The 14090-nt window shown below is 37.2% G+C and carries 13 protein-coding genes; 3 read left to right on the top strand and 10 right to left on the bottom strand.

The window, feature by feature from the left end:
• Nucleotides 1–696 (top strand): hypothetical protein, encoded by a 696-nt coding sequence (locus tag UABAM_RS24990; RefSeq protein WP_151970726.1) that lies wholly within the window; start codon nucleotides 1–3, stop codon nucleotides 694–696.
• A gap of 525 nt (nucleotides 697–1221) precedes the next feature.
• Here UABAM_RS24990 and UABAM_RS24985 read toward each other — a convergent pair.
• Together UABAM_RS24985 and UABAM_RS24980 are read right to left on the bottom strand one after the other, a co-directional pair.
• Complete coding sequence (locus tag UABAM_RS24985; protein WP_151970725.1) at nucleotides 1222–2379, bottom strand: hypothetical protein; 1158 nt, start codon at nucleotides 2377–2379, stop codon at nucleotides 1222–1224.
• Nucleotides 2380–2452: 73 nt separating this feature from the next.
• Entirely contained in the window at nucleotides 2453–3073 is a 621-nt protein-coding gene (locus tag UABAM_RS24980; RefSeq protein WP_173013563.1) for a hypothetical protein, read from the bottom strand.
• Nucleotides 3074–3163: 90 nt separating this feature from the next.
• On the opposite strand from UABAM_RS24980, the gene UABAM_RS24975 reads away from it, so the two are divergent.
• Together UABAM_RS24975 and UABAM_RS24970 are read left to right on the top strand one after the other, a co-directional pair.
• The gene (locus UABAM_RS24975; protein WP_173013562.1) at nucleotides 3164–3628 is read left to right on the top strand and encodes a GNAT family N-acetyltransferase; all 465 of its coding nucleotides are present in this window, start codon (nucleotides 3164–3166) and stop codon (nucleotides 3626–3628) included.
• 20 nt (nucleotides 3629–3648) lie between these two features.
• Nucleotides 3649–4815 carry a hypothetical protein gene (locus UABAM_RS24970; RefSeq protein WP_151970722.1) on the top strand — a complete coding sequence of 389 codons (1167 nt, stop codon included), beginning with the start codon at nucleotides 3649–3651 and terminating at the stop codon, nucleotides 4813–4815.
• A gap of 27 nt (nucleotides 4816–4842) precedes the next feature.
• On the opposite strand, the gene UABAM_RS24965 is transcribed toward UABAM_RS24970, so the two are convergent.
• The 8 genes from UABAM_RS24965 to UABAM_RS24930 all read right to left on the bottom strand — a co-directional run bounded on the left by UABAM_RS24965 (nucleotide 4843) and on the right by UABAM_RS24930 (nucleotide 14083).
• Nucleotides 4843–6054, bottom strand: a complete 1212-nt coding sequence (locus tag UABAM_RS24965) for an eCIS core domain-containing protein (protein WP_229759305.1) — start codon at nucleotides 6052–6054, stop codon at nucleotides 4843–4845.
• A gap of 228 nt (nucleotides 6055–6282) precedes the next feature.
• On the bottom strand, nucleotides 6283–7560 hold the full coding sequence (locus UABAM_RS24960) for a hypothetical protein (RefSeq protein WP_151970720.1): 1278 nt from the start codon (nucleotides 7558–7560) through the stop codon (nucleotides 6283–6285).
• A 41-nt stretch (nucleotides 7561–7601) separates the two neighbouring features.
• Complete coding sequence (locus tag UABAM_RS24955) at nucleotides 7602–8828, bottom strand: hypothetical protein (protein WP_151970719.1); 1227 nt, start codon at nucleotides 8826–8828, stop codon at nucleotides 7602–7604.
• 35 nt (nucleotides 8829–8863) lie between these two features.
• Nucleotides 8864–9349 carry a hypothetical protein gene (locus tag UABAM_RS24950; protein WP_151970718.1) on the bottom strand — a complete coding sequence of 162 codons (486 nt, stop codon included), beginning with the start codon at nucleotides 9347–9349 and terminating at the stop codon, nucleotides 8864–8866.
• Nucleotides 9349–11613, bottom strand: coding sequence for a hypothetical protein (locus tag UABAM_RS24945; protein ID WP_151970717.1), 2265 nt, complete (start codon nucleotides 11611–11613; stop codon nucleotides 9349–9351). Before UABAM_RS24945 ends, UABAM_RS24950 begins: the two co-directional genes overlap by 1 nt.
• Before the next feature lie 4 nt (nucleotides 11614–11617).
• Entirely contained in the window at nucleotides 11618–11812 is a 195-nt protein-coding gene (locus UABAM_RS24940; RefSeq protein ID WP_151970716.1) for a hypothetical protein, read from the bottom strand.
• A gap of 5 nt (nucleotides 11813–11817) precedes the next feature.
• Entirely contained in the window at nucleotides 11818–12459 is a 642-nt protein-coding gene (locus UABAM_RS24935) for a DotU family type IV/VI secretion system protein (protein WP_151970715.1), read from the bottom strand.
• The gene (locus tag UABAM_RS24930; RefSeq protein ID WP_151970714.1) at nucleotides 12449–14083 is read right to left on the bottom strand and encodes a type VI secretion system baseplate subunit TssF; all 1635 of its coding nucleotides are present in this window, start codon (nucleotides 14081–14083) and stop codon (nucleotides 12449–12451) included. The genes UABAM_RS24935 and UABAM_RS24930 overlap by 11 nt, the downstream gene beginning before the upstream one ends.
• Nucleotides 14084–14090 lie beyond the last annotated feature (7 nt).

Below are 14090 nucleotides of genomic sequence, written 5' to 3'. Positions count from 1 at the left end.
ATGAAAATTTCGATAGAACCGCGAAAAACGACATGGGTGCCGTTCATTTCTTCCAAAGCAAAACTATCCGTAGAATGGAAGGCAAAAGTAGAATACAACGAAAGCAATATTCGCTATAGCAATACCCTAACGACCCACATGCGCTATGTTTTTAGTGGGCTACAAGGGGCACAGTTTATCCCCTCCTCTAACCTAATTATAAAAGAAGAGGGTATACCCCTAACGATTACCGAAACGGTAGTTTCTCCCGCAAAGGACAAATTTCAAACGCAATGGCTCGAAGACCCTTTTATTGAAATTTTTGACAAACTTGGCGGAATTGAAAAATCTAAAGTCGTCTCCAAACGCCTTTCCCCGCGAATGATTGAAAGAACCTGGGTCGAAACAATCCACCGTTCCATACGTATCGAAAACAAAACAAGCAAAAAAGTACAGATGCGACTCACCATCATCGATAATCCCGCCGCAAATATAAATTTCATCAAATCAACCCCCGCAGCAAGTAGCCAAGACGCTCCTGAATACATATTTGATGTAGAAATGGAGTCTGACGCAATACAAACGTTAAAACTGACATTTCAAGAAAATAAACAAGAAAAATTGGAGTTACCACCCGAACGTGGTTCCAGTCGTAACTCTTACGACGAAGAAATCGAAGAAGACTTTTTTGATGAAGCAATGGCCGAAGAAGAGTAGTCGTATTGAAACACTTGTTTTTACAAGTGTTTTAACGTAATATGGGAACGCTTTAGTACAATGGTAAGGACCGTGATAAGAATATGTATGGTACGAACAGGTAAAAGTTTACTTGCAATATCTAAAGCAAGAGCTTTAATCAAAAATTTTCGTAGTGACGTAGAGCAAGACCGCATCTGTTCAAGAAAAGAAAGAATTGAGTACTGAGAATATCTAAAACTAACAGAATAAACAATGTGATTGCGTGAAACGGCAACATCACCCCCACAAAGTAATCAATTTTACAGAGTACTAGATTAACTGTCCAGCAGGCGAAAACGAAGTGGACGATGCCCATCCATAATTGGCCTCTCATCCTCCAACAGCTTGTTATCATGTTTCCTGATCGCCTAGGTATAGAAATGTAATGTCCACAGTTCGTGGCACATTCCCTTCGTAGTTGTAATCGCAAGTTACAACTGCGAATCTAAATATTTCGAAGCGCCACAACTTGGACATTATTTCGCTTCAATTAACATGTTTTCTCTATAACAAACTTTCCGCATACGACCTGATCCTTCTATGTCCGGCTTCATCATAAGCGTGTTGTGCGCTTCTATACTTTCCTTGCATAACTTCAGACATAGCAATTTTATCATATATACGCCCTAAGTTTTTGTACTCTTCATTTTCCAATCTTTTCCCTATTAGACTCGCCGCTCCCAGTTCTTCCACAATAAACCGATCGTATTCTGTGGGATAAAACAACTCAATCATTGGATCTTCATCACTAGAGTCACTATCACTAGAATCTTGCTCTTTTCTAAACCATCCAGGAGAATAAGAAGAAGATGATGATGATAATGAATCTGAATCGCTATTTGCAGGAGATTCGTCGACAAACTCACGTTCGAAATACCACATGGAACCCTTTTTAACAATTTTTTTTACACTCTCTTCGATGGTAAGTCTTCGCGATTTCATATTGTCGGCGTCTAGTGGTGCGTGAGCACCTGCGTAATTTGCTTTAGGAACATAGAGCGTCGTGCTATTTGTGACATAATCGTTTAGAGATAAGCGATCTACACTTCCAACAAGCATTAGCGCTTCCACGGCATTGCCAACCATCCTCAGCGAGTGTCCTCCAGAAGTGACGTCCATAACTAACTTCTTTCTGCTATCTCTGATAACACTTAAACCGATGGCTTTCTGCACATAATTTTGTAACCGCCCTAACTCAATCTCACTCCATTCACGATCTTCTGTTGGCATTGTTTTTACTTTACTAATGGGAATTTTTGCCAGAGTAGCGTCGCGGTATTTGAGTTGGATGTATTCCAATACAAGATCACAGCTCGCCCCAATGCCAATATAGACGTATTCTCTCAGAGGGTACGCGCGAATAATAGCATTTACATAACGGGCAAACATCCGTTTTTCTTCGAGATTGGGAATGTAGTTTAAATTGAATTTAATTGGTTTGTGATCTCCCAAAATGATGCCTGTGAGACCTGTTTTTGAAGTGAACGTTTTTTGGAAACGTGGAGCTTTGCCAAATGTTGCGCGTTGTACTGGCTCGCTTTGGTTTTCGTTTTTATTGTTAGAAGTGTTAGGTAAGATGGTAAAGATATCTTGTTTTTTCTTTTGAACACCTGCTTGTTGTGCATTTGGGAGAATAGAAAATATTTCTTTTTTTGGCTGCATTTTGTGCTATTCTCCATTTTGCGATTACTGTTATTTCGAAATGAACAGGTTTAGTCTTGTTAACAAAATAGTTCTATTTCTTTTTCTTGCCTCTTCGGTTTTTTTTGCCTTTTTGAGGTGCACTTTCTTCTCTTTGAAATGCGGGAAAAAAAGTATCTCCCTTTTTTACGATGGGTATACCTGACTTCGATACTCGACTACGTCCTATTTGATTAGAACCAGCTAATTCTCTCCAAAGATCATCCTCACTCCACCCTCTAGGGAAAAAAGTGCTCATTTTCCAAGCATATCCTGGAATTCGCCATCTGCCAATGCAAACGCCATTTTGATCTTCTTCCGCTATTTCAATTTCAGCGCCAGGGTGTGTATTTTGTATAGCCGAAATTAAATGTCCCCCTTTGAGAATTTTCCCAGAACCAATTTCACCTGCCATATGTGGTAATAAATTCCGATACTGTGCTAAGCGTTGCTGCATGTGAAGTTCAGCATTTGATCTATGTGCTTGTTGAATAGGATTGTTTTGGGGATTAGGTGAAAAAAGCTCAAAAATGTGTTTTTTTTGTTTTCTTTGTATACTTTGCTCATTTTGGAAAAGCATCGTGAAAACTTGATTAGAATTTTGAGGTAGAGTATTCCGTATAAGAGATGGTTTTTGTTCTTTATCTAGACTCGGTAAAATTTTAAACACACTCATTATTTCCATATTCCAAATAAAATTTTCTTTTACTTAAGATGAAAAATGATACGATAGAACAAGTCAATGTTATTGTATAGGGAGTACCTTATGGCGCAAAACAACAGTGTATTTCAATTGTTAAAAAACACTTCTGATAAACAACAAAAATTTCCATATGGAAGTGTATTTCAAATGCTACCACATAGTTGTAGTCCAATGCAATTACAAAAAAGACGTGACTGCCAAGTTTCTATGCAAATATTGCCAAACGGAAGAACGATTTCACTGAGTTCTCATGGGAAAAAAGTAGGAGCTGTTACTCTGCTATCCTCGCAATCGAGAACTTCGGAGTTAGTGAATTTAAATGTGGATCAAGAACATCGAGGACAAGAATTCGGCAAACAACTTGTTTTCGAAGCCATTCACACCGCCAAATCTATGGGAAAAAACAAAATCCAGTTGCAGAGCGAAGACAACGGCTCTCGCAAACTTATTCGCTGGTATGAAGGACTGGGGTTTAAGCAAATTGGTCGTGGACGAGATGGATATCCACTTATGGAAAAATATATTTAAATACCTCAGTGGAAAACATCATGGCAAACGACCAAACGTCTCCTTTTCTCTACTTAGACAATGTGTCCAAAAAAGAAACATCCTCTAATCAGGTATTTCAACTACTAGCTCCCCAAAATTGCAGTAAACCTCTCCAAAAAACAGAGTCTAACCAAGTATTTCAATTGTTAGTTCCTCAGACAAAAATAAATGATACTCTTCAAAAAGCAGAATCATCGAATCAAATATTTCAACTGCTTGAAACTACGCAACAATTACAAGCATACTCGACAAACACCATACAAAAAGCACAAACTGCAAGTTTCCAAATATATCTACCTGGATCAGGAGATGATATTTGGCGTAGTGGATTAGAACATATTGATTGGTCAGATCAAATGGGAGGTTCAGGCTCAGATCCCGCTTATTACACATTTGCAACTATAGCGGGTTACTACTTAATGGTTAGTGGACCAGGAGCCAGCAAAGCAGAAGGTGGTTATGGAGGTTTGAGCGACACAGGTTCAAATAGCATTAGAAATAATATTAAATTTGTTTTGAACTATGCAAATGTATTGTTAAATGCTGATGAATACATATCAAAAATATCAATTGTATGTCACAGTCGCAATGCGGTAGCTGGCTGCACAATAGCTGTAAAACTTAGAGAGCTATATCCACAAATAGCCATCAGTCTTGTTGCATTTGATCCTGTTCCTGGACCAGGAAACGGAGAATTCGAAGTTATTAAATTGCCTCGTGATATTGAAAGTACAGTAGTATACTCGATTGCTTCTGGGTATCCAGTGGGATTCACCCCCAGTGAAGTTTATAACGCCAAAAGATATATAATTTCTACGCAAGATCATGGTGGAGGAATAGAGAATGGTTATAATGACCCGTATACGAATAGAAATTTACGTATGATTGATATAAATCGTTTGCCTTCAGGTTGCTATACAAATAGAAATCAAGCTGGTAATTTACGGCAAATATATTCACTAGACGCAGCGATGAGTTTTTGTAAAGCAATGCAAGAAGGTAGAATAGGTATTTATAAAAAAGTAGCTGCCACTATGTTGCTTCCTCTGCCGCTTTCGATGTTAGTCATCTCAGATTCTATATCCGTAATTCCAGATATCCCAGATCTTCCAAATAGACGTTATGTTATAGGTAAAGTTTCGAGAGAGTTTTTTGAAGTAGATTAAATTTTATCCAGATTCTATTAGTAAGTTTTACAAATTACATTTCCCACCACCAGGACATGTTCCCACACACTTTCCTCTAAAAAGTGGTGGGCTATACAGCCCTCGGGCACCGCTTTTCGATGAATTACAAGATGTACAAGACCACTGCAAATTATTTGTGTCGTTATAGTCTTTTTTTGCATCTTCAAACAAAACCCCTTCCCAGTGATAGTTACCATCGCAATATTCATATGTCGGTAACATCGTTTGAGTTGTTGCAAAATCCACTTTATGATCAATAGCATCTGCCTTTCCAGTACACTGACTTCCTTGAATTTTACAGCCATATATTTTTAACGTAGCCATATACTTTTTTGTGGCTGCATCAAAATGAAGTTCTCCTCTAAAACCATTCCAGTACCTCACTCCACGTTTGTCTATAGAGCTAGGAGCTACTAGAGGAACAGTATAATGAGTATAACCAGGTGCGGCTATACGCGCAGATCTTCTGGATGTTTGGATTGATAGAGATTGATTCGGAACATTTAACTTTTCTCCATGAAATTGAGAAAACATTCTAAAAGGATTTAAATTATTAGAATTTAGTTTTTTTTTACAAGTTAGACTTGTTTTGGGAGGCAACATAGTAAAAATCGAACCACCTTGCTTACTTTCCTTTTTTTGTACAGCCTTAGCACCGTTTAACATAGTAAAAATCGACGACACGCCTTGCCTCTTTTGTATCAATTTCGGTTGTATGCACACAACTTGCCCACTAAGCGATCTATTTGTGCGATTGAATTCGCTATCTCTTCGCGGTTGAATCGATCCTGCAAACTTCTGCGCTGCTAAGTCGCCATAGTATTCAGCCTCAGCTTCTAGCTTGGGATCATCCAAAATCACGATTCCGGAACCGCTTGGATTTTTTGCGCGTCCACTACGCTGTTGCACTACATGAGTAAGCTCGTGCCCTAGGATTTGAATACCGCTATGTGTTGTTGGATTGTATTGGTTTTCGGCAAAGTAAATGTCTGATCCCCAGGTAAAGGCGAGGGCACCTATTTGCGAAGCTTCTTTTCCTACGTGAATGCGCACGTCGGAAAAGTCTGCATCGAATAAGTTTTCCATTTTTGAGCGTATCGAATCTGGTAATGGATTGCCTGAATTTCTTTCCAGTCTCAGTTCCACAGGTATTGGTTGGCAACCTTTTGGCAACTGAGGTAGGATAACTTTGGGTAAGGTATTGATTAAAACAAACATAGTCATTCCTTAAAAACAGTTGGTTGTGAGACGACATTTTCGTTTAGGAAATTCCTGGTATTTGATGCCCTCCCGCTGGCATAGCCAGCGTCCTCTCATGGGTGAGTAATCGGCGAAAGCCGATTGAGAGGGCTTCGCAAATTAGTGAATCATGTGCCCTAGAGTGTTTTATTTTAATCAATCATCCATTTGCTTTTACAACAAATGGATGATTTCGCATAAAATGATTTACGCTGCCGATTCTGCTGGTTCCGCGCTTGCCGCTGCGCCTGCTTCTTCGACTGGGTCCATGTCGTAAGTGACTAAACCGTGCACGACTTTTTCGAATTGTTCCATACCAAAAATAGAGTACAACAAAATACCAAAAATCATGACGTACAGCGCTACCGGGTTTCCGACAAATAATAGCAATAAGGAAGAATAAAGCATAACCGAAAACAACGAAAAGCGGAAAGTCACAGGAATCAATTCATTGATCGCCCAGATGCAGCAACTAATCACAACGGCACTTGTTACTAGAGTTAGTAAACTTGTGTTTTGTAAGAAAGATAGCATTTCTGGATCGATATCATGAGCGCGCCACGCGATGATGAAAGCAAAAATCACGAAAGGCAATATAACCGCTGCATAAAATTGGAAGCGACGGAAACCTTTGAATTCTCCCGATGGGAATCTCTTGAAGCTTTTATCCACAAAAAAGATGAAAAATGGGATAAACAAAATGGCAGCGATCATAAATACCCAGATGATCAAAAGTAAAATACTACTAAAGATAGCTGTCAAAGCAGTTTGAGGTCGCCATTCATTGTATGCTTCTTGTAGAGATACCATGAAGGAAAAATAGTACTTTTCTTGCTTGAAAGAACGACTTGTTTCTAAAGGAATAACAGATGCTATTTTTTGCATTTTTTCAAAACTTTTTTGAGCATTTTTTACTAGTGAAACCTTCTTTAAGTGTTCTTCAAGTTGTGTTGCATCTAATTCAGGTTGTTCTAACGTTTCCAGAGTACTTTGTAAACGATCTCTAACATCATTATCTATGTTCATTATTTTTTCACTATACTTCTTCACTGTAGATGTAGTCAAGTTTTCTTGAGTAAATAAACTATCTCCAGTTGTTTCGATATCTTTGATATCTTTGATTAAATTATCAGCTTTTAATGCAGCATCCAGTTCATCTTGTGCTTTTTTTATGTCGCCTGGAACTTGGGGGGTTGCTTTCTTTGCTTTTTTTAAACTTTTTCTTTTTTCTTGTATTTTCGCATCACTCTCTTCTAAAGCCTTTTTAACAACCTCAGCATGTTGTGATATCTTTTTAATTCCATCTTGATCAGAAATCACACCATGATAGCGGCTATACAAAACCAAAACAGTCAAACAAAACAAGCCTACAGCAAGAATAACTGTGCGCTTAAAGAATAGTACTAAGCAACAATACAAAAAATCTTGCCTTTGTCCAGCGATCGCAAGATCTTGTTCTGAAAAGGAATTTTCAAACTTTTTCAAAATATGTTCCTTTCTCATAAGAGTTTAAAATAATTAATTTATTAGTCTATGTTATTTATTGTGGGTACATGCGCATCTGTTCTTGGTTCTAAATCGTAAGCAACAGAGTGGCGCACAACTTTTTCCATTTGATTGATTCCAAATGTGCAGTACAACAAAATACCGAAAATCATTACGTATAAAGCCACCGGTATACCTTTGAACAACAAGAATAGGGAAAAACAAAGTACAAAAGATAGCAATGAAAAACGGAAGGTGATGGGAATAAACTCGTTTACTGTCCAGATCAGACAACTAACGACAATTGCTCCAAATAGCAGAGTAAAAAAATCGGCATTCTGCAAAAAAACTAGGCTTTTTGGATCAAGTTTGTTTTCTTTGGTGACAACAAAAGAAAATATGACAAATGGTAATACATTTGCCGCGTAGAATTGAAATCGACGAAAAGAACGCGTTCTTGTTCCAGGAAATCTTTCAAAACTTTTGTGAATAAAGAAAATAAACGATGGCACAAAAAGTAAAGCAGAAATACCAAACACCCACATCGTCAACATGGAAATACCATACAAAAATGCAACCACAATAGGTTCTGGTTCCCCCTCCTCAAAAGCTAGTTTTGCAGAAGCCATAAATTTGAAATAGTACTTGTAATATGGATCTTCTTCTTTTACCGGAATCACATCGTAAATATAATAGATGTCGATCATTTCTTTTTTGATTCTTAGAAGAGATTGATGTTCCTTTTTTTTCACTTCGGAGTTATTCTTTGCTTTTTTGATGACACCATCCATGATCTCAGTTGCACGCTCTATCTCAGTATTTTCGAGCAAAAAATGCTTTCTTATTTCAGCTTTTTCTTCTATGGTTTCAGCCATTTGCATATCATCATTAGCTTTTACATTTGCCTTCATTTTTTCTACAGCTTTTTGTGCATTAAGATTGTAGACTGATCCTACTTGGTGAGTTTCTTCATCTATTTTTGCTACAGAAGGAAGAATAGAAAGGTCATCGTCGATTGAGGTTCCTTTTAGAAGATTTCTTTGTTCAATAATAATCGTAATCTTATCGAGAACTTTCAAGATTCCATCTTTGTTTGATGTCACTCCATGATGTTTATAATAGATCAATAACACAGTCACACAAAACGCACAAACGGCGAAAACGGTGGCATTTTTAAAAAATCTTAATAAGCGATCAAAAACGTAATGTTGACGTTTGGAAATCACAACAAGATCCTTATTGTCGTATATGTGTATATCTATTTCCAAAACGCACTCCTCCATACCAAAGATTTCATTGTGAATTATTTACAACCAGATTTTTTTACTTTGTTTTTTCCCAATTCAATGTTCCATTGAAAACAGTTTTTTGGTCTTACACGGTACCAGTTATCTGGCTCGTAGCCACGGAAGAAGCAGTAAATGCCTATTTCTTGTGCAAAAGCTTCGTAAATGGTGATTTGTCTCTCTCCGGCACCGATATTACAAAAAACGGGGAGTTCGCTGAATCTTATATCGTTTTTGGCACTAGAAAGTGTGTTCTGGTTTCGAAGCTCTTCGTAGTTTGGGTTATCGATTTTTTTACTGAACATGATCCACAAAGGATTTCCGCTATTTGTCGTTTCATCTGCGGTAATCGTTAGTGTTATGTCTTCGGTGTTTCTTGATACAGTGCCTTGCATACCAGAGTCTTGTACGCTAGATGGTGGCTTCGTATTTTTTTTACTACTGGAGCAACCAATACACAGTAATAAACTACAGCAAATGCACAATATATGTTTCAAAACCATTACTTCCATCCTTCTAGAATATTTTCATTACTTAGGATACTGATCGTTATGTCACCGCCAACCGTCCAGGATATTTTCCAACGCGTTTTCGAAAAGCGCTCTGCTTTCGCAAGATTTAATACACGCAAGTAACTCCATGGTCCTTCTTTCCTTACGTATATTATTTGCTCGTTAAAATTAAAGCCTTGATTTGCTTCTTCTATTTTCTTTTTCAGATTCACTTTTAAACCACAAGCGGAATTCTTCTGCCAGCCAAAGGCGATTTTGATTTCCTTTTTGTCGCCATAGTCCATGGTTAGCTTGCTTTGTGTCTCCTCTGTTATCAGCTTCTTGATTTTTTTAATTCCGATCTCTTGCGTTCCTCTATCTTTGTCTTCTTGCGTTAAATTTAACGCTTCTTCTTTGGTGCTGTAAACAAAGATTGCTCCGGCCACTTTTTTGGGATCGGGATCTATAGGATAAAGTTGAATAACAATTTCTTTAAAGTTTTGTGCTCCATCATTCCATAGTGTTTTGCGCACGCGTTGAATTTGTTCGATTTCTTGTAGTTGTTGCTCGTTAAAAATAGGCCAATTTGGAGCGTCGTCTAACAAAAGAATGTTTTCTTGTTTTGTAAACAAGTTTTTCATGTCTGCTATGCTTATGTCCGTTTTATTATCTAACGCAAATGGGTATAATTTAGCTAAAGTGGTGATGCTCTCTTGCGCCTTTTTAATTCTTCCGCGAAGTCCTATTTTAACTACATCTCTTCCTTGTTCTTGTTTTATTTTGCGGTCATCAAGTAAGGGGTCTAGGAACTCCTTAATTTTTTCTTGTTTGGGATTTAGAAAATTGCGTATTAACTTTGCTTTTTCTTGTTCGATTTCTAGAAAGGAATCGGCGATTTCTTCTATATCTTTATTTAACTGTTCCGGTTTTTTGGGTTGCGAAAACAGTTGTTGTTCTGATAATTTTTGAATGAGATTTTTGGGAATATTATCCATGTAATCAGCTATTTCTTTACTGTTTTTGTAAATAATATCCTGTACAGCATCTATATTGTCATCTCCACCTTTTTCATAATACAAATGAATGGCCGCTACCATTTTTTCAAAGGCACCTCTTTCTGCGCTTCTGTTGAAATAACTCATCGATAGAAAAATCAAACCGGCTACCATCAACAACCCGCAAATGATTAATGCTCTTCTTTGTTGTCTGGTATTTGTGCTATTTAGCAACTCTTGACTTGGCCACTCGCAATCAAATGGAGCAGAAATCGAATCTCCGCTTGATGAGGTAAAATAAATACTATCTATTTGCAAAGCATGAGAGAGAGGATTATTATCCGCTAAAATTCCCAAGAAAGGTTTTAGATCTACTAATACTTGTGATATATGCTCAAAAAACGATAGTAACTTTTGGTAGTCAGGTGTTTCTAGTTTGACCAAACCTTGCGAGATATAATTGCCAAATAGTTTTTCGCAATCATCTAAATCCTCAACAGAAAACTGAAAACTTTGGTTGTGAGTCAAAAGCGAGAATTCACGATACCCTGCAACACTTTCCATAGATGTTAAAACGACGCGAATTTGAAGTTTTGTTTTTTGTAAACTAGATAGAATATTGATCTTGTTGCGAATCGCCGCCATTTGGTTCATTAACTTTTCTGGCTCAATCGCAGAGGCAACAGAGATTGCTACTATAATAATTGGTTTGCGAAAAGTACAAAAACTTTCCCATACATCTGCTAATGCTTTTTTGGCTTGAGGAGAGTTGTTATGCAACAAACTACCGGAAATACTTTGTACAAGCACTTTTTTCCCTAGATAAATGTCCAATTCACCGTTGCTTTGGAAATTGGGAAAAAATTGCTGCGACATAGATTGCCACCCGCTATAGTTTTTGATCAGTTGGCTTTTGCCACTTCCTGTTGATCCTAGTACGATCACTGGTTGGTAAAACAATACTGTACGTCGTAACTCTGCTGGAATATTGTGTTGGAACATTTTCCATAATTTGTATAGTTGCAGCGAAGATAAACGGCGATAACTCAACGAAGATTTAAATGGGTCTTGGTCTGCCGCTGCTGCTTTGCCATCTTTTACTTCAAAGATAAATTTTGATAGAAGATAAATATTTCCAACGGCAATAAATATCATGGCCAGCAATTCATGATTCTTAAACTCTTGGTTCGGCAAAAACAGCATTGCCGTACCAAAAATGAGCAAAATGGCTGCGATGTAGCTCAATATTTTTATCGAAAGTAAGTTTTTTACAAAATCCATGATTTTATCTATTGCTATCTATTAACAAAATCTCAAGAAAATCTTCTAGTTCGTTTAAAGAAGTAACCAAGTCTGGACCTGGCGATTTCATTTGTTGTTCTACTTGTTGCAAAATGGGCTGCAGTGATTCCAGCGCATGAGGAAGTTCTAGCTTGATGTTCTCCTTGAGTAACTCCCAGTAAGTTGATAGATCTTCCATATTGTTTAAATGTAGTTATTGATCAGGTAGTAAAAGGCAAAGATAGCTAAACATATAGCCACTTTTACTGCCAAAAAGTAATAAATGAATGTCGATGACTTTTCGACGACAAAAAAATTGAATTCTGGCTCTTTTAATCCCGCATTTGGAATCTGAGGAAACACTAGAAAAGACTCCAATCGTTTTTGGTAGCTCGTTGCACGAGTTGGATTGTCGATATAACGTCCGACAAAACCATCTTTGAGGCAAAAATAAAAAACTTCGTATATAAACTCATGAGTATTATTTTCGAGTACTTCGTCCAGTAAATTGTAAAACTCTACTCCACCATTTTCGATGCCGCCAAACTCTTCTTCTTGTTGTAGAGTCGGCCAATTACGACACTCGACATCAATGTGGCAGCGAATCATTTCATCAATGTGAATGACCAATGGAATAATGCACTTGCGCCAATCTTCGCCATATGCGTTTTGGCATTTCTTTTTTAATGAACATAATTGCGACCTGATCTCTTTTTTTAAGTTAACAAGTGCAGTGCTTTGCTTGCTTTTGTTGTCGAGAGAATCTTTAGAGTTTTTAACTGTCTTGAAAATTTCATTAATTGCCAACCACAGTTCGCACTTTACAATCTTTTTCTCACTGTTCATAGTTGGCTATGATTCCTCTTTGGTCAATATAAAGTATCGATGAACCTAATTGTGCTCGTAGTTCAGCAGGTTCGTTTGTGCTATCATTAAGAACTAGAACTAAGCGTTGCAAAAATATTTCAAGTATTATTTGTTCTTTTTCTTCTAATTTCTTTATTTGCAAATGGTATATTCTTTTTCTGCCGTGTAATGCATCAGGACAAGTCGTAATGTCTAACTTTTCAAAAGCCTCGACAATTTTTTCAAAATGACTATTCTTAAATATCTTTAGTGATTTGATCAAACTTAGTTGTTGCGACGGTTTAAGGTAGCGATTCTTTCCTAGAAACAACAGTTGTAACAGTAAGTCATAGTCCTCGACGATAGAGCTATCATAATGAGGGTGAATCGTATCTATTAGCTCACATGTTACACCTTCTAGCTTTTTGTTATGCATTTCTATTTTCAATCTTTGTTGAACGTTTTCTGAAAACTCAGGTTGGAACCACAAAGCTTCCACAACAATCTGACGCGGATGAGCAATGGAATCAGGCATGTTAAAAGATATTTGTCCTTTAAATTGACCAAAGTACTCCACTTCATATGAATTTATTCCGCTACGAATGAATGCTGGACGCAAAACCTCCAAACCATCAGAGGTCACCTCATATACTCCCAAAACCGAATGAATAGAGTATGTGGAGTCTATCGAGCGAATCGGATAATAATTTTTTGTTCCATCACAAACGATTGTTTTCGCTGTATCTTTTTTCAAATTGGCAATCGGTACAGTAAAAAGTTGAAAGATCTCGTCTGATACATGTTCGTGAAAATTCTCAGGTAGTGGTTCTTCAAATTCCATCTTAATATCAAAATACTGCCAATTCCTAGGAATCCCTTCTTCTGAATTCGCATTGACTTCAAAGTGAATATATAATTCAATTTCCGGATAGTGTAAAAAAGACCGCATTTGATAAACAGGATGATTTAAATCCGAATCCATTAAATGATGAGTTTCTTGTGATAAGCCATAACTAACATCACAAACAAGCCACTCCGAGAGACCTTGCTCATTTCGGAAACGAATCTCTACTGATATTGCCTTTTTTAAATGTTGAAAAATATACAACGAATTTGCATAGTCATCAAATTTTTGAATACATATCGACAGCTTACCAATATTGCCATTTCTCGGATAAAAAGCTGCAAAATGTAACTGCAACTCCTGCGGTGCTTTACTAATACTTTTCAAGGATATAGGCTGTATTTTTAAATCCATAACAGTATAAAATGTTGCACCTGGGGCACTTTTTCTAGTGAATAGCGGCGTTGCCAAAACTTCAGAACCTTTGGACAACAATATGGAGTCGCGCAAATTCAACGTCGTTTTACAACGCAGTATTCCCATTGCTGGTATAGGGATAAACAAAAAGGGAAACATCTGTAGTGCCAGACGCAACTGGGTATTCATAATGTTTTCACTACTTGCTTGCATAATGCGAGCATTAAAAAAAGCCATCGCTTCAATAATTCTTTTTGCATCTGGATCTTGTAAAATATTTACATCGACTTTACGATGTTGGTTCAAAAACTTTTTTAAAGCGCCCAACTCTTGATCAAAAAACTTTTTGCTATCGTCATCCATACTTTTA

The organism is Candidatus Uabimicrobium amorphum (genome assembly GCF_009002475.1).
In the GTDB taxonomy this organism is placed as follows: domain Bacteria; phylum Planctomycetota; class Uabimicrobiia; order Uabimicrobiales; family Uabimicrobiaceae; genus Uabimicrobium; species Uabimicrobium amorphum.
This window is presented reverse-complemented; position numbering and strand designations above follow the sequence as displayed.

Excerpts from the sequence above, each read along its gene's own strand:
- UABAM_RS24980 (WP_173013563.1), bottom strand. The coding sequence starts at position 3,073 with ATGAGTGTGTTTAAAATTTTACCGAGTCTAGATAAAGAACAAAAACCA.
- UABAM_RS24975 (WP_173013562.1), top strand. The coding sequence starts at position 3,164 with ATGGCGCAAAACAACAGTGTATTTCAATTGTTAAAAAACACTTCTGAT.
- UABAM_RS24950 (WP_151970718.1), bottom strand. The coding sequence starts at position 9,349 with ATGGTTTTGAAACATATATTGTGCATTTGCTGTAGTTTATTACTGTGT.
- UABAM_RS24935 (WP_151970715.1), bottom strand. The coding sequence starts at position 12,459 with ATGAACAGTGAGAAAAAGATTGTAAAGTGCGAACTGTGGTTGGCAATT.
- UABAM_RS24965 (WP_229759305.1), bottom strand. The coding sequence starts at position 6,054 with ATGTTTGTTTTAATCAATACCTTACCCAAAGTTATCCTACCTCAGTTG.
- UABAM_RS24985 (WP_151970725.1), bottom strand. The coding sequence starts at position 2,379 with ATGCAGCCAAAAAAAGAAATATTTTCTATTCTCCCAAATGCACAACAA.
- UABAM_RS24945 (WP_151970717.1), bottom strand. The coding sequence starts at position 11,613 with ATGGATTTTGTAAAAAACTTACTTTCGATAAAAATATTGAGCTACATC.
- UABAM_RS24930 (WP_151970714.1), bottom strand. The coding sequence starts at position 14,083 with ATGGATGACGATAGCAAAAAGTTTTTTGATCAAGAGTTGGGCGCTTTA.
- UABAM_RS24940 (WP_151970716.1), bottom strand. The coding sequence starts at position 11,812 with ATGGAAGATCTATCAACTTACTGGGAGTTACTCAAGGAGAACATCAAG.
- UABAM_RS24970 (WP_151970722.1), top strand. The coding sequence starts at position 3,649 with ATGGCAAACGACCAAACGTCTCCTTTTCTCTACTTAGACAATGTGTCC.
- UABAM_RS24990 (WP_151970726.1), top strand. The coding sequence starts at position 1 with ATGAAAATTTCGATAGAACCGCGAAAAACGACATGGGTGCCGTTCATT.